The organism is Allobosea sp. 05T439, from assembly GCF_056396005.1.
Genome location: NZ_JBFTKP010000005.1, coordinates 145,754 through 168,515, shown reverse-complemented (window position 1 = coordinate 168,515; position 22,762 = coordinate 145,754). Strand labels below are relative to the sequence as shown.

The following is a 22,762-nucleotide window of genomic DNA, read 5'->3' as shown; positions in this document are numbered from 1 at the left end:
GCCGTCGGGGCATCGCGCAGTCTTCCATGAGCAAGGCCCGTATCCAACCACGAGCATTGCCCACCGGAAGCGCGGGCAGCCTTCATCGTCTTTGCGGGGGCATGAGGCAGGGGTGTCCTCCCTCTAGTCAGGCTTGGACAGGAATACGGCGACGAGATTCTCAAGGAAATGCTCCTGAAACTGTCCGCGATCCATCGGGCTCGCGGACAGGGATTGAACGAGGTCGGGCGCGGTCGAGGGCCAGAAGAATGCGCCGGCGAGAATCGAGAAGGCGATGAAGGGGTCGCTCGCATGCGTGACACCTTCGCGAACCGCCTGATCGAGAAGCGGTAAGAAGGCATCGAGCGCGGGACGAAGCAGGAGTTCCTTCAATGCGGCCAGTCGCGCCCCGCTCTCCCTCGCCTGCTGCGCGATGAAGAGGCCGAGTTCCGGGTGGCTGAAATGGAAAAGCACCGTCAGGCGGATGGCATCGGTCACTCGGTCCCTGAGCGGGCGTGTCTCGGCCGTCAGGCGTCGGATCTCGGCGTGCAGCTGCGTCGTATACGAGGCGACATGGTCGATGCTCGCGAGCCAGAGCCCCTCCTTGCCGCCAAAATGCACACGCACCAGCCCGGGGTCGACCTTGGCGGCCGCGGCCAGGCTGCGCAGATCGACGCTGTCATAGCCATGACGCGCAAAGGCGCTCGTCGCAGCGAGAAGCAAAGCCTCGCGGCCCGACATCTGGTCCTTGAGCCGCCGACCGCGAGGGCGCGGAGCCGGGCTGGGGGAAGTGGATCGCTCGGATCGGGGCATTGCTCGGGTGATAGTTATAAAATCTACAAGTGAGGATATTTCAACGTGACGCGGGACGCAAGGGCGCTCGCGATCGCCTGGTGATGGTCTTCCTCACGAGATCGTTACGCAAGGGAGATGCTGGACTGGCCAAGGGTCATGCCGGCCATGGCGTAATGTCGGCGGCCGCGCGCGACGACCCTCTCAGGCGAGTGCAAGTCGTGTTGGCCCGTAGCTTCCGCCGAAGGGCGGGAGTATCTGAAAAGAGACCCCAAGCCATCTTCAGCGATCCAGTCAGATGATCCTCTGGTATTTTACCGATGTTATGATTTATTTGTACTGTGAAAATCGTTCTCGGGGTCTTTGGGTCGTATATTTTGGAAGGGTCCCGACTTGCGGCGGATCTGTGATTGCCGATGGGGCCGGTCGCGGAATTCAGGGTTTCGGAATATCAAGTATTATTGAGAAATATCACGTCAGACTCTCTGAGAGAGGAGCAACGCAAGAATTAGAATGGCCAAAATACTAGGTGATTGGAACAAACATCAGGTAACGCTGTTCTGAATATCCAGCGGGGGGCTGGGCATGACCAAGGATAATGGCGGCGGGGAACGCATGATCTGGTCTGATCTGGCCGGGCAGATGGTCGCGATTTCTTCGCCGGAATGGTGCCACGAGCGGGATGTCGATTATCTGCTGTGGCTACCCTCGCTGGAACGGGGCCGGGTGCTGCGTGGATATCCCCCGGAGATCGCCGAGCGTCTCTGCGCCGATATCGAACGCTTGCGGGAAATCCGGAAACGCCGCTGAGCGCCGGGGCATCGCAAAGCGGCGGATTGCACTCGCGCGACCCGCCGCGCCTGACCGTTCAGGGCTTGACGATCCACTCATGGGCCGGATCGTTGGCGAACTTCCAAACCCGCTTCGGACCCGCCATCACGTTGAGATAATAGAGCTCGTAGCCGTGCGGTGCTGCGACCGGATGATAGCCCCTTGGCACCAGCACGACATCGCCGTCCTCGGCGCAGAGCGTCTCATCGAGCGAACGGTCGTCGGTATAGACGCGCTGCAGCGCAAAGCCCTGGGGCGGCGAGAGCCGGTGGTAATAGGTCTCCTCCAGCAGCGATTCCTGCGGCAGCCTGTCCTGGTCGTGCTTGTGCGGCGGATAGCTCGACCAGTTGCCTGACGGGGTGATCACCTCGACGACGAGCAGCCCTTCGGCGGGCTCGGTCTCCGGCAGGATATTGCGGACATGGCGGGTGTTCGTACCGCTGCCGCGCGTCATGCAGCCGACATCCCCTGGCGCGATCACCCGGGGTTTTGAACCCGGTTTTCCCGGCGCCGAGCAGATCGCCAGCTCGCAGGGGCCCTGCGCCGTCGCGGCAAAGCACAATCCGGCCGGTACATAGAGCGACCAGGGGTCGGGTTCGAACGGGGAGGACCGACCGCCAATGATGCCGAAATCGGTGCCCCCGGCCATGGCTGCGGCCTTTCCGGACAGCAGGACGACGCAGACCTCCCGGTCTCCGGTCTCCCGGTCAAGCACTTGGCCGTCGGCGAGCCGGTAGACTTCGAAGCCGACATGGCCCCAGCCGGCCGATTCCGGGGTGACATGATGGATGCGGCCGTCCTGATCTGGGGCGGATGGTTTGACGAGCAGCTTCGACATGGCGCATCCGGGCCTCAGACGAGCCCGGCCTCCTTCAGGCTGTGCTTGAGATGGGCGACGCCCTTCTTCGCATAGGTCAGCGGATGGGCCTTTTCCGGATCCTGCTCGGCTTCGACCACGACCCAGCCGGAATAGCCCGGCAATGCGCGGAACACGGCGGGGTAATCGACCATCCCGTCGCCCGGCACGGTATAGATGCCGAGATCGCTGCCCTTGCCGAGCACGGCATCAAGGAAGCTCCAGCCTTCCGCCGCGGCCTGCGCCATGACATGCGCGCGCACGTCCTTGGCGTGGACATGGCTGATCCGCTCGCGATAGCGCGCGGCGAGCGCGGCTGGGTCCGAGCCACCCCAGGTGGCATGGCCGGTGTCGAGCAGGAGATGCACGGCAGGGCCCGTCGCCGCCATGAAGGCGTCGATATCGGCTTCGCTCTGCACGATCGTGCCCATGTGGTGATGATAGACCAGCCGGACGCCTTCGCTCAGCGTGCGCTCGGCAACCTGCGTGATCCGGCGGCCGAACTCGGCCCAGTCCTGCGCGCTCATCACGGGGCGCTGCGAGAGCGGCTTCGAGCGGTCGCCATGGATCGCATTCGAGGTCTCGGCGAAGACCAGCACGGTCGAGCCCATGGCCTTGAGCAGATCGAGATGCGGCCGCAGATGGCGCATCTCCTCGTCGGCGTCGCGCTGAAGCAGTTCAGCTGAATACCAGCCCGAGATGCAGTCCATGCCGAAGGGGGCGAGAGCCGCCTTCAGGGCTGCCGGCTGCCGTGGGAACTTGTGACCAAGCTCCATGCCGGTGAAGCCGGCTTCACGCGCCTCGGCGAGGCAGGTTTCGAGCGATGTCGCGCCGCCGATCTCCTGGAGATCGTCATTCGACCAGCCAATCGGGTTGGCACCAATTCGGATGGGCATGGATAAGTGTCCTTCGGGATCAGGGGCGTGACTTCAGCGCGGTCTCATAACGCTCACGCGCCTGCCGGACTTCGGCGCGCGCGGAGGTTGCCGGCACCGCGACATCCCACCAGTGGCCGCCGGCATCGGTCGAGGCGAGCGGGTCGGTATCGATCACCACGACGGTGGTGCACGCATGCGCGCGGGCTGCACGCAGCGCTTCGTCCAGTTCGGCGAGGCTGCCGACCTTCGCGGCGACGGCACCGAGTGAAGCGGCATGCGCGGCAAAATCGATTGCGGGCAGCGTCTCGTGGCGGGTGTCGCGCAGCAGGTTGTTGAAGGAGGCGCCGCCCGTCGCATTCTGTAGCCGGTTGATGCAACCGTAGCCGCGATTATCGAGCAGGACGATCGTCAGCTTCAGGCCGAGCATCACCGAGGTTGCGATCTCGGAGTTCATCATCAGATAGGAGCCGTCGCCGACCATGACGACGACCTCGCGGCTCGGATCGGCCATCTTGACGCCGAGCCCGCCGGCGATTTCGTAGCCCATGCAGGAATAGCCGTATTCCATGTGGTAGCCGCCGGGCGCGCCGGCCTGCCAGAGCTTGTGCAACTCGCCGGGCAGTCCGCCGGCGGCGCAGAGCACGACATCGGACGGCTCGCTCCAGCGCTGCACGGCGCCGATCACCTGCGCATCGCTCGGCAGGGGCTGGTTGCCGGGATCGGTGTAGCGCGCGGCGAGGCCAAGCCAGGTCTTGCCCTCGGATTCCGCCCGCTCCGTCCATGCCGCCGGAGCGCGATGTCCCGCCAGTGCGGTAGCCAGCTCGGAGAGGCCGGCCAGGGCATCGCAGACCAGCGGAAGCGCGCGGTGCTTGCCGGCATCGAAGGCCTGCGTGTTCAGCCCGACGATCCGGCAGGCCGGGTTGGCGAAGAGTGCCCAGGAGCCGGTGGTGAAATCCTGCAGCCTCGTGCCGACGGCCAGGACCAGATCGGCCTCGCGCGCCAGCGCATTGGCGGCGGCCGTGCCGGTGACGCCGATGGCGCCGAGATTGAGCCTGTGGGTTGCCCCGAGGCTGCTCTTGCCGGCCTGCGTCTCAGCGGCGGGAATGCCGTGCGCCTCGCAGAATTCGGCGAGCGCGGCTTCGGCCTCGCTATAGAGTACGCCGCCGCCGGCAATGACGAGTGGTTTCTTCGCCGCCTTGAGCAGTCTGACGGCCTCGACCAGCTCCTGCTCGTCCGGGCGTGGGCGGCGTGGCGTCCAGAGCCGCTCGGCAAAGAAACTCTCGGGATAGTCATAGGCTTCGGCCTGCACGTCCTGGCAGAGCGCCAGCGTCACCGGCCCGCATTCGGCCGGATCGGTCAGGACGGCCATGGCCCGCTCGAAGGCCGGCATCAGCTGCTCCGGCCGTGTCAGCCGGTCGAAATAGCGCGAGACCGGGCGAAAGCAGTCATTGGCGGAGACCGTGCCGTCGCCGAAATCCTCGATCTGCTGCAGCACCGGGTCCGGCAGGCGCCCGGCAAAGACATCGCCCGGCAACAGCAGCAGCGGCAGGCGGTTGACATGCGCGACGGCGGCGGCCGTGACCATGTTGGTGGCACCGGGTCCGATCGAGCTCGTCACCGCCATCATCTGGCGCCGGCGCGAAGCTTTGGCGAAGGCGATAGCAGCATGCGCCATGGCCTGCTCGTTATGGGCGCGATAGGTCGGCAGCGTGTCGCGAGCGGCATGCAGCGCCTCTCCGAGCCCGGCGACATTACCGTGCCCGAAGATGGCCCAGACGCCCGCGAAGATCGGCACGGTCTTGCCGTCGATCACCGTCTTCTGTGCCTGCATGGCGCGTGTCAGCGCCTGCGCCATGGTGAGGCGGATCGTACCCATTGGGAGTTCCTCAGCGTTCCTGCCAGGCTGCGACCAGCCTGGCGAAGCGTTCTGCCATCATCGTCGTTGCGGCCTCATCGTCGAGTCCGCCGGCAAGCCAGCCGCGCGCCGCTTCACCGAAAATCGTGCGGCCGACGGCGAATCCCTTGACCGATGCCGAGCCCTGCGCTGCCCGGAAGGCCTGCGCGACCGTCTCTTCCGGCGCGTCGAGCCCGAGCAGCAACACGCCGCGGCAATAGGGGTCATGGCCCGCGATGACCGCATCGATCTCGCGCCATGCAGCCGGGGAGGGCTGGCCCTCGAGCTTCCACCAGTCGGGCTTGATGCCGATGGCGTAGAGTCGCGTCATCACCCGAGCAACCGTGTCGTCAGCAACCGGTCCGTGCTTCGAGGCAATGATCTCGACCAGCAATTCCCGCCCGACCTGTCGACAGGCGAGGGCGACGCGCTTCAGTACCTGCTCCTGCGCACTCCTGAGAGCCTCGGGGTCATCCGGATGGTAGAAGCACAGGCATTTGGCGACATGGCTGACCGGCCACTCGGCCAGGGTGGCGCCGAGAGACCCTGTCGCGTCGGTCTCCAGCGCGAGTGGGCGCGAGCCGGGGAGTTCGAGGGGGCGGGCGATCCAGAAGCCGTGATCCTCCGCCCGGAACAGGGCTTCGCGGCCATGGATGCCGTCGACCAGCATGCCAAAGCCAGGGCGTCCTTCGGCGACCCGGGCGGCCGCCTTCACCGCAAGCGTCTTGAAATGGGTGATCCGCTCCTGCGGCACGCCTGCCGCGTCGGCCATCTCCTCGAGCTGCGCCCGATGATCGATGGCGAGCGCCATCACGCCCGCGGGCTGCGGCAGGCGCGTCGTCGCCCAATGCACATGGTTGATCTCGGCGTCCCGGCGCAGCGCCCGGTGCGGCGAACCATGAGCAAGGAAATATTGCAGCTCGGGGAAGGTCGGGCTTTCCGGCGAGCACAGCAGCCTGGAGACGGCGAAGGCGCCGCAGGCATTGGCAAAGGCGCAGCAGGTCGCAAGCGGCTCGTCGCGCAGCCAGCCGCGCAGGAAGCCGGACATGAAGGCGTCGCCGGCGCCGAGCACGTTGTAGACCTCGACCGGAAAGCCGGGGCCCTTGATTCCGTCTTCGAGCGAGGCGGGGATCGCGCCGGGAAATACCACGCAGCCCATCGGCCCGCGCTTGCAAACGATCGTCGCGGCGCTCAGGGACCGGATCGTGCGGATGGCCTGAAGCGTATCCTCCGAGCCGCCGGCGGCGTGGAGCTCTTCCTCCGTGCCGACGATCAGGTCGCAATCGGGCAGGATCGCCTGGAGATGCTCGGTCACCGTCTCGGAGCGGATATAGCGCTCCTCACCGGCCTGGTGCCCGGCAAGTCCCCAGAGATTGGGCCGATAGTCGACATCGAACACGACCTTGCGGCCATGCTTGCGGGCGAGCGCGATCGCCTTCTTCTGAGCCGCGGCGGCGTTGGGAATGGCGAAATGCGTGCCGGTGACGACGATCGCCCTGGCGGAGGAAATGAAGGCCTCGTCGATCTCGCTTTCCTGCAATGCGGCGTCGGCACAGTCGGTGCGGTAGAAGATCAGCGGGAAGGTCTTCTCGTCGCGGACGCCGAGGATGACGAGTGCGGTCAGCCGCTTGGGGTCGGTGATCACGCCGCTCGTCTCGACGCCCTCCCGCTCCAGCTGTTCGCGGATGAAGCGGCCCATCTGCTCGTCGCCGACACGGGTGATCACGGCCGATTTGAGGCCCAGGCGGGCGGTGCCGATTGCGATATTGGTCGGGCAGCCACCGACCGCCTTGAGGAAGCTGCCCATGTCTTCAAGCCGGCCGCCGATTTGCTGGCCGTAGAGATCGACCGAGGAGCGGCCAATCGTGATGACGTCGAGCTGAGGGGCGACGGGCATGGAGCTTCGGCCTTCCGCACTAACCTGCGAGATCGGGATCGGCGCTGACGCCGGCGTGTTCGGCAGTAGCGACCGCGAGCGCCATCGCCAGGGTGAAGCTGGCCGCCATCGAGCGGAATGCGCCGAAATCCGCCTCCGCGACATCGAGCCAGAGATCACAGTTTTCGGCGAGCGGGCTGAGCGGGCTGTCGGTCAGGGCCAACACCGGGATGCCGCGCTGATGGGCGGCGGCAGCGATCTCGACCGTGGCAGTGGTGTAGGGCGCGCAACTGATCGCCAGAATGGCGTCGGCTGGGCCGGCCAAGGCGGCCTGCTCCTGGCCGAGGCCGCCGACATGGTCGACCAGCACCGCCCTGATGCCGAGCTTGCCGAAGGCATAGGCGAGGTAGGACACCACCGGGAACATGCGTCGCACGCCGACGAGGACGATGGTTTGCGCCCTGGCCAGCAAGGCAGCCGCCTCTTCCAGCTGGTCGGGCCTGACAGCCGCCCTGAGCTGGGCAAGCGACGCTTCGCTCGCCTGAATGAAGCCGTCGAGCAGGGCTGCGCCGCCCCCCGAGCCTGTTCCTGCCGTTCGCAGGGCTGCCAGGCGCGCGCGGTGATCGGCGGCATGCCGGCGCAGTCGCGAGCGAAACACCTCCTGGAGTTCGCTAAAGCCGGAATAGTCGAGCGCCTGTGCGAAACGCACCAGCGTCGAGGCCTGCACGCCGGCCTTTTCCGCGATCTGCGCGGTGGAGCCGAAGGCCATGTCGTCGAGATGGGCAAGCGCATGATCCGCGACTTGCTTCAGTCGCTTCGGCAGGGATGGCCGCCGTTCCCGCAGCAAAGCGACGAAACGGTCGAATTCCGGCCTGTCCGTGGGCTGAGGCTGTGATCCTGATGACATGCCGGTTCCGTTAAAGCGCCTTGACTTCAAGCGCTGATCGGCGGAATGTTTATTCCAAAATCAGACAAAGACAATCCATTCATATCAAAATTTCGCTGGGGAGCGTGGCGTCAGGTGTCAGGGAAGAACGAATTCGGTCGGGATCTGACCGGCAAGGCCGCCATCGTGACCGGAGGCAGCCAGGGGCTTGGCGAAGCCGTCGCCCGCGAGTTCCAGGCGCGCGGGATTGCTTCCCTGCTGCTGACCGGCCGCAATCGCGAGCGCGGCGAGGCCGTTGCCCGCGATCTTCGCAATGCTGGCTGCGATGTTCGTTTCCACGCCGCCGATCTTTCCGATCTCGATCAGGTCAAGTCAATCGTTCCGGCCGCCGAGGCGGCGTTCGGTCGTCTCGACATCCTGGTGAACGCCGCCGGCGACACGGAGCGCGGCTCCATCCTGGAGACGACGCCCGAGCTCTATGAGCGCATCATGGCGGTCAATCTGCGTGCGCCGTTCTTTCTGATCCAGGGCGCCGCCGAGCTGATGTGCCGGCTCGGGATCGCGGGCGCCATCGTCAACATCCAGTCGATGTCAGCGCATGGCGGCCAGCCATTCCTGAGCGCCTACAGCGTCTCCAAGGGGGCGCTGGCGACGCTGACCCGCAACGCCGCCTTCGGGCTCCTGCCGCACCGTATCCGGGTCAATGGACTGAATATCGGCTGGATGGCGACGCCGGGCGAAGACGCGATCATGCGGTTGCGCCATGACGCGCAGGATGGCTGGCTCGATCAGGCTGCCGCGAGCCAGCCCTTCGGCCGCCTGCTCGACCCGCAAGAGGTCGCCCGCGCCGTCGCCTATCTGGCCTCGGCCGAATCTGGTCTGATGACTGGCTCGAACATCGATTTCGACCAGACGATTCTTGGAGCGCGGCAGTAACCCTGCCGCAGCCACAGCCTTGACGACAGGACATATGACGATGCGCATGGGATTGCTGGGTGCGGGCCGGATCGGACGCATTCATGGGTTGAACCTTGCGGCGCGCAAGGACGCGACGCTGGTTTCGGTTGCGGACGCCTTTGCGGATGCGGCGGCCTCGCTGGCAGCCGAGACCGGCGCGACAGTTGCCAGTCTCGACGCGATTCTCGCCGACACGACGCTCGATGCGGTCCTGATCTGCACGCCGACCGACACCCATGCCGATCTGATCGAGGCCGCCGTCGCCTCCGGCAAGGCGGTGTTCTGCGAAAAGCCGGTCGATCTCGACGCCGAGCGCATCAGGGCATGCCTCAAGACCGTCGCCAAGACCGGCAGGCCGCTGATGATCGGCTTCAACCGGCGCTTCGACCCGAGTTTCGCTGCGCTCCAGAACCGCCTGCGGGCCGGAGAGGCGGGCGCGATCGAGATCGTCAGCGTGATCTCGCGCGACCCCTCGCCGCCGCCGGTCGACTATGTCAAGCGCTCGGGCGGCCTGTTCCGCGACATGATGATCCATGATTTCGACATGGCCCGCTTCCTCCTCGCCGAAGAGCCCGTCGAGGTCTTCGCGCTCGGTTCGGCGCTGGTCGATCCGGCGATCGGGCAGGCCGGCGATGTCGATACGGCTGCGGTTCTGATGCGCACGGCGTCAGGCAAGATCGCGCAGATCTCGAATTCGCGCCGCGCCAGCTATGGCTACGACCAACGCATCGAAGTCCATGGCTCGAAGGGCATGCTGCGGGCCGGCAATATCCACGAGACCACGGTCGAGATCGCAACCGGCGCCGGCTTCCGGGCTGACCCGGTGCAGAATTTCTTCCTCGAGCGTTATGCCGCCGCCTATCGCGCCGAACTCGATGCCTTCGTCGCCGCCCTGAAGGGCAAGACGGCGCCCCTGCCCTCCGGAGAAGATGGCCTGAAGGCACAGATCCTGGCCGATGCGGCGACCGAATCCGCTCGCAGCGGCAAGCCGGTCGCTGTCGATCTCGGGGCGATCTGAACATGACGCCCGCTGAACTCGATCTGCGCCAATATGCCGTGCTGGGCCTCGTCCAGCAGGCCGGCTTCATGGCGCTCGACTATTTCAACAAGAGCGAAAGCCTTGGCGTCACCATGAAGGGCGCCCAGGACTGGCTCACCGTCGCCGATGGTGCTGTCGAGGATTTCCTGCGGCAGCGCCTTGCCGTGATGTTCCCGCAGGATGCGATCATCGGCGAAGAGGGTGGCGGCGAAGCCTCGGACGCGGTCTGGATCATCGACCCGATCGACGGCACCTCGAATTTCGCCCGCGGCGACCGCAACTGGTGCATCTCGATCGGTTTTCTGCTGAACGGCGTTCCCGAAATCGGCATTCTCTCTGCGCCGGCGCTGGGCGAGATCTATGTCGGACGCAAGGGGCAAGGCGCGACCCTGAATGGCGAGGCGATCAAGGTGTCGGGGCAGACCGATATCAAGCGCGCCTATGTCGAACTGGGCTGGTCGACGCGCATCCCGGCCGAACGCTATGTCGCGATGATCGGGCGTGGCTACGCCGCAGGCGCCTCGGTGAAGCGCGGTGGCTCCGGCGCGCTCGGCCTGGCCCATGTCGCGAATGGCCGGACGGAGGCCTATGCCGAACTCCACATCAACGCATGGGATGTTGCGGCCGGTGTCGTGATCGCAGCCGAAGCCGGCGCCTATGTCAGCGATTTCTTCAGCGGGGACGGTATTGCCAAAGGCAACCCGATCCTGTGCTGCACGCCGGGGCTTCGCCGCGAACTCGAACAGGTCACGCAGATCGGGAGCCGGCAGGCGAACGATTGATCTTTGCCGGCAACACGTCACTATCAAGCCAATAACAAGACCAAGAACGACACGTAACGGGAGGATGACATGCAGGGATTTCAATGGCTCCGGACCGGGGTCCTGGCAGCGCTGGCCAGCGGGGCTGCTTTTGCGGCGGCCCCCGCACAGGCCCAGGGTGCACTCGTCATGTATTGCGGCGTCCAGGAGGAATGGTGCCGCGCCATGTCGACCGCGTTCGAGCGCGATACGGGGATCAAGGTCGCGATGACCCGCAAATCGGCGGGCGAGATCTATGCCCAGCTCAAGGCGGAATCGGCCAATCCGCGCGGCGATATCTGGTGGGGTGGCACGGGTGACCCCCATCTCCAGGCTGCCGAGGAAGGGCTGACCCTCGAATATGAATCGCCGGTCAACAAGGACCTTCACGACTGGGCGCTGTCGCAGTGGAAGGCGGCTCAGAAGCGCTCCGTCGGCATTTACGCCGGCGCTCTCGGCTTCGGCTTCAACACCCAGCAGATCAAGCAGAAGGGCCTGAACGAGCCGAAATGCTGGGCTGACCTGCTTGATCCGAAGCTCAAGGACGACGTCCAGGTCGCCGATCCGAACTCCTCGGGAACGGCCTATAACCTGCTTGCGACCGTGGTCCAGCTGATGGGCGAGGAGAAGGGCTTCGACTATCTCAAGAAGCTGCACAAGAACGTCAGCCAGTACACCAAGTCGGGCGCCGCCCCCGCCAAGGCCGCGAGCCTCGGCGAAACCGCCGTCGGCATCGTCTTCATCCACGACGCGGTCGTCTTCGCGGTCCAGGGAGATCCGATCAAGGCGGTCGCGCCTTGCGAGGGCACCGGCTACGAAATCGGCTCGATGTCGATCATCAAGGGCGCGCGCAATCTCGACAACGCCAAGAAGTTCTATGACTGGGCGCTGACCCCGGCGGCTCAGGCGCTGGCGGCTCCCGCCAAGTCCTATCAGGTCCCCTCCAACAAGAACTCGACGGTGCCTCCGCAGGCGCCGAAGATGTCCGAGATGAAGATGATCGACTACGACTTCGTCAAATACGGCTCGTCCGCGGAGCGGACGCGGCTGCTGACGAAGTGGGACAAGGAGGTCAAGGCGCTGCCGAAGTAATTTTCCGTCCAGCGCTCTGAAGAGATCCCCTGCGATGCGTCCTGCGACACGGCTCGTCCTGCTGCTCGGCTGGCTCGGCTATGCGGTCATTCCCTGGTACCTGCCTGACGGCGTCAGTCTCAGCCAGTTCGGCTGGCTCGCGGGGTATCCGTTCGGCAAGGTCGGCACGGCGCTCGCGCTGGCCCTGTCCGGAACGGCCCCCTGGCTGCTGCCGGTTGGCGTGGCGCTGCTGGCCGTGACGCTGCTGCTCGGCCGCAGCGAGAGTGCTGCGGTCGGCAGGACGCTGATCTGGGCGGGGCTGACCGGCATGGTCCTGTTCTTCGCGCAGGGCTTTGCCATCACGCTGCAGGGCCAGGGTATCCCCTGGCTCGCAGCGTTGCTCGGCGGCAACGGCGCGGCTCAGGGCGGCATGGGCTTCGGCGCCTTCCTGACGGTGCTTTCGCTCCTGCTGCTGCTCTGTCATGGGCTCGCCTATCGCGGCTTCTGCCGGGGCGACATCTTCACCACCAGCTCGATCGGCATCATCGTCCTGCTGATCGGGCTCTTCATCTTCTTCCCGGTGGCGACGATCCTGCAAAGCGCGCTTGTCGATCAGGCCGGCGCCTTCGCGCCGGGCATCTTCGTCGCGCGCCTGTTCGATTCCTCGATCTGGGGACTTGGCTGCGTCACCGCGAACACCAATTGCGGCGTCGCCTGGAACACGCTGATCCTTGCCGTGCTGACCGGCGTCATCACGACGCTGCTCGGGCTTGCCTGCGCGCTGCTCGTGCTGCGGACGCGCATGCCCGGCAAACGTGTGATGCGCGCGCTCACCGTGTTGCCGATCATCACGCCGCCCTTCGTCATCGGTCTCGCGCTGATTTTGCTCTTCGGCCGCTCCGGCGTGGTCTCCGGGCTGCTCTATGACTGGTTTTCGATTCCGCGCTCGCGCTGGATCTACGGGCTGCCCGGCGTGCTGCTGGCGCAGGTCCTGGCCTTCGCGCCGATCGCATTCCTCGTCCTGATCGGGGTCGTGCAGGGCATCAGCCCCAGCCTGGAGGAGGCCTCGCAGACGCTGGGCGCCAAGCGCTGGGCGACCTTCCGAACGGTGACCTGGCCGCTGCTCAAGCCCGGCCTCGCCAATGCCTTCCTGCTCGGCTTCGTCGAGAGCATGGCCGATTTCGGCAATCCGCTGGTGCTCGGCGGCAATTTCGAGGTGCTGTCGACCAAGATCTTCTTCGCCGTGGTCGGCGCCGCTCATAATCAGGGGCAGGCGGCGGTGCTCGCGATGGTGCTCCTCGTCTTCACGCTCGGCGCCTTCTGGGTCCAGCAGCGCTGGCTCGGCGGCAAATCCTATACGACCGTCACCGGCAAGGGTGATTCCGGCCTGCCGGCAAAACTGCCGAAGCCGGTCACCTTCGTCTCCGCACTGGTGATCGTGCCCTGGGTGGCGCTGACCTTCGTGATCTACGTGATCATCCTGATGGGTGGTTTCGTGAAGACCATGGGCCGCGACCACACGCCGACGCTGGAGCATTACCGCACCGGTTTCGCCATCGATTTCAGCCGTGGAATATTCTTCGAGGGTGCGGCGTGGGATTCGCTGTTCACGACGCTGAAGGTCGCGGCGATCTCGGCCCCGCTGACGGCGGTGCTCGGCCTGCTCACCGCCTATCTGTTGATGCGGCAGCAGTTCCGCGGCCGCCACGTGCTCGAATTCACCACCATGCTGAGCTTCGCCATCCCCGGCACGGTGCTCGGCGTCGCCTATATCCTCGCCTTCAACGTGCCGCCGGTCGAGATCACTGGGACCGGGCTGATCCTGATCATCGCCTTCGTCTTCCGGAACATGCCCGTCGGCGTCCGTTCCGGCATCGCCGGCTTGTCGCAGATCGACAAGAGCCTGGACGAGGCTTCGATCACCTTGCGGGCACGCAGCTTCACCACGCTCTGGCGCGTGGTGCTGCCCTTGCTGCGCCCTGCGCTCGTCTCCGCGTTGGTCTATAGCTTCGTGCGCAGCATCACCTCGGTCAGCGCGGTGATCTTCCTGGTCTCCGCCGAGTACAACCTGGCGACGGCCTATATCGTCGGGCGCGTCGAGGCCGGCGAGTTCGGGCTCGCCATTGCCTATTCCTCGGTGCTGATCGTGGTCATGGCCGTTGGTATCGCCCTGATCCAGCTCGGCGTCGGCGAGCGCAAGCTCGGACGGCGCAGCGCGATCCCGCTCGCCACATCCGCCGCACAGCCCGTCAAGTAAGGAGCAGCACCTCTCATGGCCAAGGCGGGACCTGCCTCAGTCGAATTCCGCAATGTCAGCATGCGCTATGGCGCGGTGACTGCCGTCGACAATATCAGCTTCACGATCGAGCCGGGAAAGCTGGTGACCCTGCTCGGCCCCTCCGGCTGCGGCAAGACCACGACCTTGCGCATGATCGCCGGACTTGAGATCGCGAGCGAAGGCCAGGTCCTGATCGGCGGCAAGGATGTCACGCGGCTCTCGGCTGCCGACCGTGACGTCAGCATGGTCTTCCAGTCCTATGCGCTGTTTCCGCATATGAGCGTGCTGGAGAATGCCGCCTACGGGCCGCTGGTGAAGGGGCTCCCGAAGGCCGAGGCGCAGGACATGGCGCTGACCAAGCTCGCCCTCGTCGGCCTCAAGGGTTTTGAGAAGCGCTACCCGTCCGAGCTCTCGGGCGGACAGCAGCAACGCGTCGCCGTGGCGCGCGCGCTGGTGCTCGAGCCGCAGGTGCTGCTCTTCGACGAACCATTGTCGAATCTCGACGCCAAGCTGCGCCGCAAGGTGCGGGAGGAGATCCGCGAGCTGCAGCAGAGCCTCAATCTGACGGTTGCCTATGTCACCCATGACCAGGAGGAGGCGCTCGCCGTCTCCGACCGCATCATCGTGATGTCGAATGCCCGGATCGCGCAGGAGGGCTCGCCCCGCGAACTCTATGAGGAGCCGGCCAACCCCTTCGTCGCCGACTTCATCGGCGATGCCAACATGGTCGCAGTCACGATCGCGGAGGTGTCCGAAGGCATCGCCGATGTGATGATCGGCTCCGCAAAGGTGACATTGCCGGCGCGTGGCCTCGTGGCCGGGCCGGCCCGGGCGGCGATCCGGCCCGAAAGCCTGTTGATGGGACCTGCCTCCGGGCCGGGTCTGCGCGGCACCGTCCGCAAATGCGCCTATCTCGGCAACCACCTTGATCTGATGATCGAGACCGAGGTCGGCGAGCTCTTCGTCGTCCAGCCGGGTGGGCGCGATCTGCTGCCCTATGGCAGCGAGGTCGGGCTCTCCTTTGCAAATTCGGGCGTCACGCTCATTCCCCAGAGCTGAGCGGAAAGCGCGCCGCTCCTGTCGATTCAGCGGAGCAGAGGCCCCGCGCGGCTTGCCCGCCGGCTTCCTGCTCGCTTCGGCCTCACCCGTGGTCCGTGGGGGCGCCGGTGCTATCCCCTCGGGGCGCGAGCAAGACGAACCAAAGGCGCGCGGATTGCGCGCTATCGCAGCCTCACAGATGCCTGAGCCATTCCGCCGCCGCTTCCGCCGGCGGCCGCTCGATATTGAAGGCGCCGACGAAACCGCCCTTCTTGTCCATGAGATAGACGAGCGCGGTGTGATCCATTGTGTAATCGCCTTCCTTGAGCGGCACCTTCTTGGAGTAGGCACGATAGGCCTTGATCGTGGCGTCGATCGCGGCGCGGTCGCCGGTCAGGCCGACGATGCGCGGGTCGAAGCTGCCAAGATAGCTCTTCAGCACCTCCRGCGTGTCACGCTCAGGGTCGACGCTGATGAACAGCGCGCGCAGCTTTTCGCCCTTGGGGCCGGCGGCGCGCAGGGTCTCGGAAATCTCGAAGAGCTTGGTCGGGCAGATATCGGGGCAATGGGTGAAGCCGAAGAAGACGAGGAAGGGTGCGCCGCGCAGATCGACGTCGGTCAGCGGCTTGCCTTCAGCCGTCGTCAGCGTGAAGGGGCCGCCGACACTCGAGGTCGCGCTCTGGCCCTGACGCACCGGGCTGAAAGTCAGGATCGCGGCAGCCGCCAGGGCGACTGCGCCGGCCAGGAAGACCACGAGAGGCAGGATGAGGCGACGGTTCACAGGGATCCTCGAAAAAACTCGGACGGCGCAGGGGCGCCTCAGAAACAGGCAACGATGGCGGCGATGAGGCCGTCGGTGAAGAGCCGGTCGCCCTCGCGCCACCAGAGCAGCAGTCCGGTCAGCAGCAGCGCAAAAGCGCCGCCGCCGAGCAGCCATAGCCCGGTCCGCGAGGCCTCGGCCTCATGCTCGGCGGCTGTCTGGTCCGATTGCGTCATGACCGGGAGCATAGCCGTGCCAGGCTGAGGCCGGAAGCGGCAACCGTGACGCAGGGGGAGTGCAAGGAGACGAGAGCGGGCGATCGGGATCGAACGGGCGGTATTGGGCTTGGGGAGCAGTTCTATGACGTCGAATCTCTCTTCCTCGCTCCCAGGCGGATAGGCCGACAGGATTGCCGGGCCGCGATAGAACGCTCGTTTCCCGTCGCATCTGTTGATGGACGGTCCTGGATCATCTACCCGAAGCCGAGTGTAGCGCGATGTCATCCGAAATGCCGCGCAATGCCCGTCAGGGCTGGTCTGGGGCTAGCAGCATTCGATGCCAATTGAGCGTTTCGACACTGTCATCCTGGGCGCGGGTGCCGCTGGAATGATGTGCGCGATCCATGCCGCATCACGCGGCGGGCGTGTTCTCATCGTCGATCAGGCCAAAGCACCCGGCGAAAAAATCCGCATTTCAGGCGGGGGTCGCTGCAACTTCACCAATATCGGCACGAGCGCGCGGAATTTTCTGTCGAACAACCCACATTTCGCAAAATCTGCGCTTGGCCGATACACGCAGCATGATTTCGTTGCGTTGGTCGAAAAACACGGCATTGCCTATCACGAAAAGACGCTCGGGCAGCTCTTCTGCGATGATTCCGCCAAGGATATCATCGCAATGCTGATGGATGAGATGGCGCGCGCGGTATGCGAATTGCGCCTCAGAACCACACTGGAAAGCCTTGAGCGGGCAGATGACGGCTTTGCGATCACGCTTGCCGGCGATGGGGCTGCAAAAATTCGGTGCCGGCATTTTGTCGTCGCATCCGGAGGAAAATCCATCMCGAAAATGGGGGCATCCAGCCTTGGCTATCAGATTGCCGGCCGGTTTGGTTTGGCGGTGACGGAAACGCGCCCGGCCCTGGTGCCGCTGACTTTCGGTGAAGATGTCCTTGCCGGGTTTCGCGAGATTGCCGGCGTCGCCGCGGATGCGCGGGTCTCGTGCGGCAAGACCACATTCGATGAGGCGATGCTGTTCACGCATCGCGGGCTGTCCGGCCCCGCGATTCTGCAGATCTCGTCGTACTGGCGCGAGAAGGAGCCGATCAGGATCGCGTTCCTGCCCACGCAGGACGTGTTCGCCGACTTGCGCGCTTCCAAACAGGAAAACGGCCGCAGAAGCATCGCAAATACGCTTGGTGATATTCTGCCGAAGCGATTGGCCGCCTATCTCGCAGATGCCCATGGTTGGACGGGACCCATCGGCGACGCAAGCGACAAGAAGCTGGCCGCGATCGCTTCGACCATTCAGGGCTGGGACGTCATGCCCATCGGATCGGAAGGATACCGGACCGCGGAGGTGACGCTCGGTGGTGTCGATACGTCCGGACTGAAGTCACGGACGATGGAGGCAAGGGCAGTCGAGGGCCTGTACTTCATCGGTGAAGTGGTTGACGTCACGGGCTGGCTTGGCGGCTACAACTTCCAATGGGCGTGGTCATCAGGCTGGGCCGCAGGGACCGCTATCGCCGAACGCACCGGCTGAGATGCCTGCGCGGCGCGATTTAAGATGCTCGCCAGCGTTCCCAGCCAGGCCATGCCGGAGGGTTCGAACGACCGGCTCTGCTCGAAAAACAGCGCGCTAACAAATTGTCGTAAAAAGGGTTTGGAGCGGGCGATCGGGATCGAACCGACGACATTCAGCTTGGGAAGCTGACGTTCTACCACTGAACTACGCCCGCATGCGCTCGCAGCGACCGCAGATCAACGGCGAGGACACGAATCTCATAGCGGCTTCCTGCGCGGGTGTCATCCGGCAATCGTGCGGGATGGGAGCCTGCGATCCACTCAGTCGCGAAAATGCTTCGAGAGCTTGAGCGCCTGACCCTGATAGTTCGATTTCAGGTCGGCGCCATAGAGGGCGTCCGGGCGTGCTGCCATGTGCTCGTAGACCAGCCGACCGACGATCTGGCCGTCCTCGATGATGAAGGGCACGTCGCGCGAGCGGACCTCGAGAACGGCGCGCGCGCCCTTGCCCCCGGCGCCGCCATGGCCGAAGCCGGGGTCGAAGAAGCCAGCATAGTGGACGCGGAACTCGCCGACGAGCGCATCGAACGGCGTCATCTCGACGGCATAGTCCGGGGGCACATGCACCGCCTCCTTCGAAGCCAGGATATAGAACTGGTCCGGATCGAGGATCAGGGAGCGCGAGGCGTCCGCCTGGATCGGCTCCCAGAAATCGGCGACGCGATAGGCGCCGACGCGGTCGACATCGACGAGCGCGGTATGGCGCTTGCCGCGATAGCCGACGAGGCCGTCGAAGCCGGCGAGATCGACGCTGACGGCAACGCCGCTCTGGAAGGAGGGAGTGGCCGCGCTGACCAGGGTCTCGCGCTCGTGCAATTCGCCCAACGTCCGGTCGTCGAGCCGGGCATCGCCGGCGCGGAAGCGGATCTGCGAGAGCCGCGAGCCGGAGCGCACCAGGACGGGGAAGGTGCGCGGCGAGATCTCGATGAAGAGCGGGCCCTCATAGCCTTCCTCGACCAGATCGAACTCGCGCGCCCGGTCGGTGATGACGCGGGTGAAGACATCGAGCCGTCCTGTCGAGCTCTTCGGGTTCGCCGCGGCGCGCAGGCCCTGGGGCAGCGCCAGCCCTTCCATCAGCTCGGCGACATAGACGCAGCCGGTCTCGAGCACAGCACCCCTGGTCAGGTCGATCTCATGCAGGGCGAGCTGGTCGAGCCGCCGTGCGACGGTCGATCCCGGGCCGGGCAGAAAACTGGCGCGGACGCGATAGGCCTTGTCGCCCAGCCTGAGGTCGAGGCTGGCCGGCTGGATCTGGCCCTCTGCGGGCGGCCGCGCGAGCTTGATCACACCTTCTTCGATGAAGGCACGGATGCGGCTGTCGGGCTGGATGCCGGGCAGGAAGGGCAGCATGAGCGTCGGACCTGTTCAGCCTGAGCTAGCGAAGCCTGGCATKAGGGCCAGGCGGGCCAGTCCTATCGCCCGTTTTCGGGGCGGTTGTCCATGCGGGAATCATTCTGCCCGCCGCCGCGCCGGGCCGGACGCAGGACTGGCCAGCGCGGCTTCGGGATTGACGCTGCCGCCGGCCGGTTCATAACAGGGACGTCGTTCCCGGCCCAATTCCGCCCGCCGGCGAACCGCAACGGCACGGAGCCGCTGAGCATGTATCAGGCGCAAACCCGAGGCGTGCGCGTGACCGCCGTTCCCGAGTTCATGGAACGGGAATCCGCCCATGAGCAGGGTCGCTATTTCTGGGCCTATACGATCGAGATCGTGAACCAGTCGCGACAGACCGTGCAGTTGATGACCCGCCACTGGTTCATCACCGATGGCCGTGGTGAGGTCCATGAAGTGCGCGGCGATGGCGTCGTCGGCAAGCAGCCGGTGCTGCGGCCGGGCGAGAGCTTCAGCTACACCTCGGGCTGCCCGCTGATGACGCCCGACGGCTCGATGCGTGGCTATTACGCCATGCTGGGCGAGGATGGTGTGGTCTTCGATGTCGAGGTGCCGCTGTTTCCGCTCGATTCCCCCTATGTGAAGAAGGTTCTGCATTGACCATTCCGACCACGGCCGCGCGGCGCTACACGCCGCTCGAAATGCTGTCGCGCCTCGTCGCCTTCGACACGGTGAGCGCCAAGTCCAATCTCGATCTCATCGCCTTCGTTGCGGACTATCTCGAGAGTTGGGGTGTGTCCTCGATCCGGATTCCCAATGCCGAGGGCGACAAGGCTGCGCTTTTCGCCACAATTGGCCCGGCCGATCGTGGCGGCATCGTCCTGTCCGGCCACACCGATGTCGTGCCCGTCGCGGGGCAGGCCTGGTCGAGCGACCCCTTCACCCTGCGCATTGCCGATGGCAGGGCCTATGGTCGAGGCGCCGTCGACATGAAGGGTTTTGTGGCGCTGGGACTGGCCCTCGTGCCGGAATTCCTGGCCGCCAGGCTGACGACGCCGATCCATCTCTTCCTGTCCTATGACGAGGAACTTACCTGCCTCGGCGTGGTGGACGGCATTGCCCGCATGGGGCGCGACCTGCCGCTGCCGCGCGCTGTCATCGTCGGCGAGCCGACCTCGCTCGAAATTGCCGACGCCCATAAGGGCATCCGCACCTTCAACACGATCGTCACCGGCTTCGCCGCCCATTCCTCTAAGCCGCATCTCGGCGCCAGCGCCGTCCATGCCGGGGCGTTGCTCGCCGCCGAGCTTGACCGGATGGCGCAGGAGCTGATGGAACGGGCCGACCCGGCAGATCGCTTCGATCCGCCCTACGACACGGTCCATGTCGGCAAGCTCCATGGCGGAATCGCCCGCAACATCCTGGCCGATCGCTGCGAGCTTGGCTGGGAGGTGCGTACGTTGCCGGGTTCGGACCCCGACGAGGTGCCGCATCGCTTCGCCGCCTATGCCGAGACGGTGCTCGCGCGCATGCACCGGACCGCGCCGTCCTCGACGATCACGACCGTGATGACATCGGATGTGCCGGGTCTTGCGCCCGATGCCGGCTCGACCGCCGAGACCCTCGCCATGCGGCTTGCCGGCCGCAACAGCACGATTGCCGTGCCCTATGCGACCGAGGCCGGACATTTTCAGCGCGCCGGCCTGCCGACGGTCGTCTGCGGCCCCGGCTCGATCGATCAGGCGCATCAGCCTGACGAGTTCATCACGCTCGAGCAGCTCGCCGCCGGCGAGACATTCATGCGCGATCTGATGGAGAGCTGCCGGAGCTGAGAGGCTCTGAGCCCCCGCATCGGTGACGGCAGGCAGCCGGGGCGAGCGTCGCCTCGGTGCGTTGGGGGTGAGGTCTGCCCAGCCAGCCGCGCAGCCCGATGTTCTGCCGTTCGGCGCGCCCCGGGCGCACCATCCGGGCGAGGTGCGTCGTCTTGCCCGTGCTGAACTTGCTCGCATAACGCCGTACACGTCGCAGCGCAGTCGCCCGTGCAGGGACGCCTGCGCTGTCTTGCCTCGCTTGCGCGCGGCACGCTTCACTGGAAAATGCATACGCTTAGGAATAATGTATGCAGACATTGATTGGATGTAGCGAGCGATAATCCATTGCTCGCCKAACTCTGGTGAAGCGATGGAAAACGCGTCAATCTCGGCGCTCGCCTGCGGGAAACCTGCCTCGGCAGCGGCATGGGTGAGGAGCTGAGATGTTCGGTCTGACCGCACTCGAGCTGGCCCGCATCCAGTTCGGCTTCACCATCTCGTTCCACATCGTCTTCCCGGCGATCACGATCGGGCTCGCGAGCTATCTCGCCGTGCTGGAAGGCCTGTKGCTGTGGAAGCGCGACACCGTCTATCGCGACCTCTACCATTTCTGGTCGACGATCTTTGCCGTGAACTTTGCCATGGGCGTCGTCTCCGGGCTGGTCATGGCCTACCAGTTCGGCACGAACTGGAGCTATTTCTCCTCCTTTGCCGGCAGCGTCACCGGGCCGCTCCTCACCTATGAGGTGCTGACCGCGTTCTTCCTCGAGGCCGGCTTCCTCGGCGTCATGCTGTTCGGCTGGAACAAGGTCGGACCTGGCCTGCATTTCTTCGCGACGATCATGGTCGCGCTGGGCACGCTCGTCTCTGCGACCTGGATTCTTGCCTCCAACAGCTGGATGCAGACGCCGCAGGGCTTCGAGATCATCGACGGTCGGGTCATCCCGGTCGACTGGCTGAAGGTCATCTTCAACCCGTCCTTCCCCTATCGTCTCGTGCATATGACCATCGCCGCCTTTCTCGCGACGGCGCTGTTCGTCGCCGCCTCCGGCGCCTGGCATCTGCTGCGCGGCCGCAACACGCCGGCGATCAGGACGATGCTGTCGATGGCGATGTGGATGCTGCTGGTCGTCGCGCCGCTGCAGGTTGCCGTTGGCGATGCGCATGGCCTGAACACGCTCAAATATCAGCCGGCCAAGATCGCCGCGATGGAAGGACACTGGGAGAACAAACCCGGCGAGGGCGTGCCGCTGGTGCTGTTCGGTTGGCCCGACATGGCGGCCGAGACAACGCGCTACAAGCTCGAAATCCCCCGCCTGGGAAGCCTGATCCTGACCCATGACTGGAATGGCCAGATTCAGGGCCTGAAGGAGTTCGCTCCCGAGGACCGGCCCAATTCGACCATCGTGTTCTGGAGCTTCCGCATCATGGTCGGCCTCGGCTTCCTCATGCTGGCGCTCGGCCTCTGGAGCGTCTGGCTGCGCTGGCGCGGAGGATTGTACGAGTCGAAGCTGTTCCTGCGCTTTGCCTTGCTGATGGGGCCGTCGGGGCTGGTCGCCATCCTCGCAGGCTGGTTCACGACGGAGATCGGTCGTCAGCCCTGGATCGTCTATGGCGTGATGCGAACGAAGGACGCAGTCTCCAACCACTCGGCACTGGCGCTGTCGGCGACGCTGATCGTCTTCATCGTCATGTACATCGCGGTCTTCGGAACCGGTGTCAGCTACATGCTGAAGCTGGTGGGACATGGTCCAGAGAGCCACGGCCCGGAGCCGGAAGCCCATGGCGATGAGCTCTTGAATCAACGCCCGGCCCGGCCGCTCTCGGCCGCGCCGGATCACCTCGATGCCCCCAGCGGCGCCGGCAAGGGAGCGTGAGC

General features: G+C 65.3%; 20 protein-coding genes and 1 tRNA gene. 11 read left to right on the top strand and 10 right to left on the bottom strand.

Annotated elements, in window-relative coordinates:
• Positions 1-123: 123 nt before the first annotated feature.
• Positions 124-720, bottom strand: coding sequence for a TetR/AcrR family transcriptional regulator (locus AC1DIO_RS07870; RefSeq protein WP_441505042.1), 597 nt, complete (start codon positions 718-720; stop codon positions 124-126).
• A 636-nt stretch (positions 721-1,356) separates the two neighbouring features.
• On the opposite strand from AC1DIO_RS07870, the gene AC1DIO_RS07865 reads away from it, so the two are divergent.
• On the top strand, positions 1,357-1,581 hold the full coding sequence (locus AC1DIO_RS07865) for a hypothetical protein (protein ID WP_441491953.1): 225 nt from the start codon (positions 1,357-1,359) through the stop codon (positions 1,579-1,581).
• A 58-nt stretch (positions 1,582-1,639) separates the two neighbouring features.
• Here AC1DIO_RS07865 and iolB read toward each other — a convergent pair whose 3' ends face one another.
• From iolB to AC1DIO_RS07840, 5 genes are read right to left on the bottom strand one after another with little or no spacing between them, the layout of a single operon-like run.
• Positions 1,640-2,440, bottom strand: coding sequence for a 5-deoxy-glucuronate isomerase (iolB, locus tag AC1DIO_RS07860; RefSeq protein WP_441505041.1), 801 nt, complete (start codon positions 2,438-2,440; stop codon positions 1,640-1,642).
• A 14-nt stretch (positions 2,441-2,454) separates the two neighbouring features.
• Positions 2,455-3,354, bottom strand: coding sequence for a myo-inosose-2 dehydratase (iolE, locus tag AC1DIO_RS07855; protein WP_441505040.1), 900 nt, complete (start codon positions 3,352-3,354; stop codon positions 2,455-2,457).
• Between the two features lie 19 nt (positions 3,355-3,373).
• Positions 3,374-5,212 carry a 3D-(3,5/4)-trihydroxycyclohexane-1,2-dione acylhydrolase (decyclizing) gene (iolD, locus tag AC1DIO_RS07850; RefSeq protein WP_441505039.1) on the bottom strand — a complete coding sequence of 613 codons (1,839 nt, stop codon included), beginning with the start codon at positions 5,210-5,212 and terminating at the stop codon, positions 3,374-3,376.
• A gap of 10 nt (positions 5,213-5,222) precedes the next feature.
• Entirely contained in the window at positions 5,223-7,127 is a 1,905-nt protein-coding gene (locus AC1DIO_RS07845) for a bifunctional 5-dehydro-2-deoxygluconokinase/5-dehydro-2-deoxyphosphogluconate aldolase (protein WP_476775097.1), read from the bottom strand.
• Between the two features lie 19 nt (positions 7,128-7,146).
• A complete protein-coding gene (locus AC1DIO_RS07840) occupies positions 7,147-8,013 on the bottom strand; it encodes a MurR/RpiR family transcriptional regulator (RefSeq protein ID WP_476775096.1) in 867 nt (288 codons plus the stop codon).
• Between the two features lie 114 nt (positions 8,014-8,127).
• Here AC1DIO_RS07840 and AC1DIO_RS07835 point away from each other — a divergent pair, with 114 nt between their 5' ends.
• From AC1DIO_RS07835 to AC1DIO_RS07810, 6 genes are all read left to right on the top strand, one after another.
• On the top strand, positions 8,128-8,928 hold the full coding sequence (locus tag AC1DIO_RS07835; protein WP_476775095.1) for an SDR family oxidoreductase: 801 nt from the start codon (positions 8,128-8,130) through the stop codon (positions 8,926-8,928).
• Between the two features lie 40 nt (positions 8,929-8,968).
• Positions 8,969-9,967 carry an inositol 2-dehydrogenase gene (gene iolG / locus AC1DIO_RS07830; protein ID WP_476775094.1) on the top strand — a complete coding sequence of 333 codons (999 nt, stop codon included), beginning with the start codon at positions 8,969-8,971 and terminating at the stop codon, positions 9,965-9,967.
• A gap of 2 nt (positions 9,968-9,969) precedes the next feature.
• Complete coding sequence (locus AC1DIO_RS07825) at positions 9,970-10,770, top strand: inositol monophosphatase family protein (protein WP_441491945.1); 801 nt, start codon at positions 9,970-9,972, stop codon at positions 10,768-10,770.
• A 69-nt stretch (positions 10,771-10,839) separates the two neighbouring features.
• Entirely contained in the window at positions 10,840-11,880 is a 1,041-nt protein-coding gene (locus tag AC1DIO_RS07820; protein WP_441491944.1) for an ABC transporter substrate-binding protein, read from the top strand.
• Between the two features lie 34 nt (positions 11,881-11,914).
• Positions 11,915-14,116 (top strand): ABC transporter permease, encoded by a 2,202-nt coding sequence (locus tag AC1DIO_RS07815; protein ID WP_476775092.1) that lies wholly within the window; start codon positions 11,915-11,917, stop codon positions 14,114-14,116.
• A 15-nt stretch (positions 14,117-14,131) separates the two neighbouring features.
• The gene (locus AC1DIO_RS07810) at positions 14,132-15,196 is read left to right on the top strand and encodes an ABC transporter ATP-binding protein (RefSeq protein ID WP_476853296.1); all 1,065 of its coding nucleotides are present in this window, start codon (positions 14,132-14,134) and stop codon (positions 15,194-15,196) included.
• 172 nt (positions 15,197-15,368) lie between these two features.
• Here AC1DIO_RS07810 and AC1DIO_RS07805 read toward each other — a convergent pair whose 3' ends face one another.
• Both AC1DIO_RS07805 and AC1DIO_RS07800 read right to left on the bottom strand, forming a co-directional pair.
• Positions 15,369-15,962, bottom strand: a complete 594-nt coding sequence (locus AC1DIO_RS07805; RefSeq protein WP_476853324.1) for an SCO family protein — start codon at positions 15,960-15,962, stop codon at positions 15,369-15,371.
• Between the two features lie 32 nt (positions 15,963-15,994).
• Positions 15,995-16,171 (bottom strand): hypothetical protein, encoded by a 177-nt coding sequence (locus AC1DIO_RS07800; protein WP_441491941.1) that lies wholly within the window; start codon positions 16,169-16,171, stop codon positions 15,995-15,997.
• A gap of 325 nt (positions 16,172-16,496) precedes the next feature.
• On the opposite strand from AC1DIO_RS07800, the gene AC1DIO_RS07795 reads away from it, so the two are divergent.
• On the top strand, positions 16,497-17,699 hold the full coding sequence (locus AC1DIO_RS07795) for a BaiN/RdsA family NAD(P)/FAD-dependent oxidoreductase (protein WP_476853323.1): 1,203 nt from the start codon (positions 16,497-16,499) through the stop codon (positions 17,697-17,699).
• 121 nt (positions 17,700-17,820) lie between these two features.
• Here AC1DIO_RS07795 and AC1DIO_RS07790 read toward each other — a convergent pair.
• Positions 17,821-17,895 (bottom strand) — tRNA-Gly (locus AC1DIO_RS07790).
• 106 nt (positions 17,896-18,001) lie between these two features.
• Positions 18,002-19,090 (bottom strand): 2'-deoxycytidine 5'-triphosphate deaminase, encoded by a 1,089-nt coding sequence (locus AC1DIO_RS07785; protein ID WP_441478534.1) that lies wholly within the window; start codon positions 19,088-19,090, stop codon positions 18,002-18,004.
• Positions 19,091-19,339: 249 nt separating this feature from the next.
• Between AC1DIO_RS07785 and apaG the strand changes: the two genes are divergently transcribed.
• The 3 genes from apaG to AC1DIO_RS07770 all read left to right on the top strand — a co-directional run bounded on the left by apaG (position 19,340) and on the right by AC1DIO_RS07770 (position 22,760).
• A complete protein-coding gene (apaG, locus tag AC1DIO_RS07780; protein ID WP_069878462.1) occupies positions 19,340-19,732 on the top strand; it encodes a Co2+/Mg2+ efflux protein ApaG in 393 nt (130 codons plus the stop codon).
• Positions 19,729-20,904: an acetylornithine deacetylase gene (gene argE / locus AC1DIO_RS07775; protein WP_476775090.1), complete on the top strand. Its 1,176-nt coding sequence runs from the start codon at positions 19,729-19,731 to the stop codon at positions 20,902-20,904. Before apaG ends, argE begins: the two co-directional genes overlap by 4 nt.
• Before the next feature lie 422 nt (positions 20,905-21,326).
• Positions 21,327-22,760, top strand: coding sequence for a cytochrome ubiquinol oxidase subunit I (locus AC1DIO_RS07770; protein ID WP_476853295.1), 1,434 nt, complete (start codon positions 21,327-21,329; stop codon positions 22,758-22,760).
• The last annotated feature ends 2 nt before the right edge of the window (positions 22,761-22,762 follow it).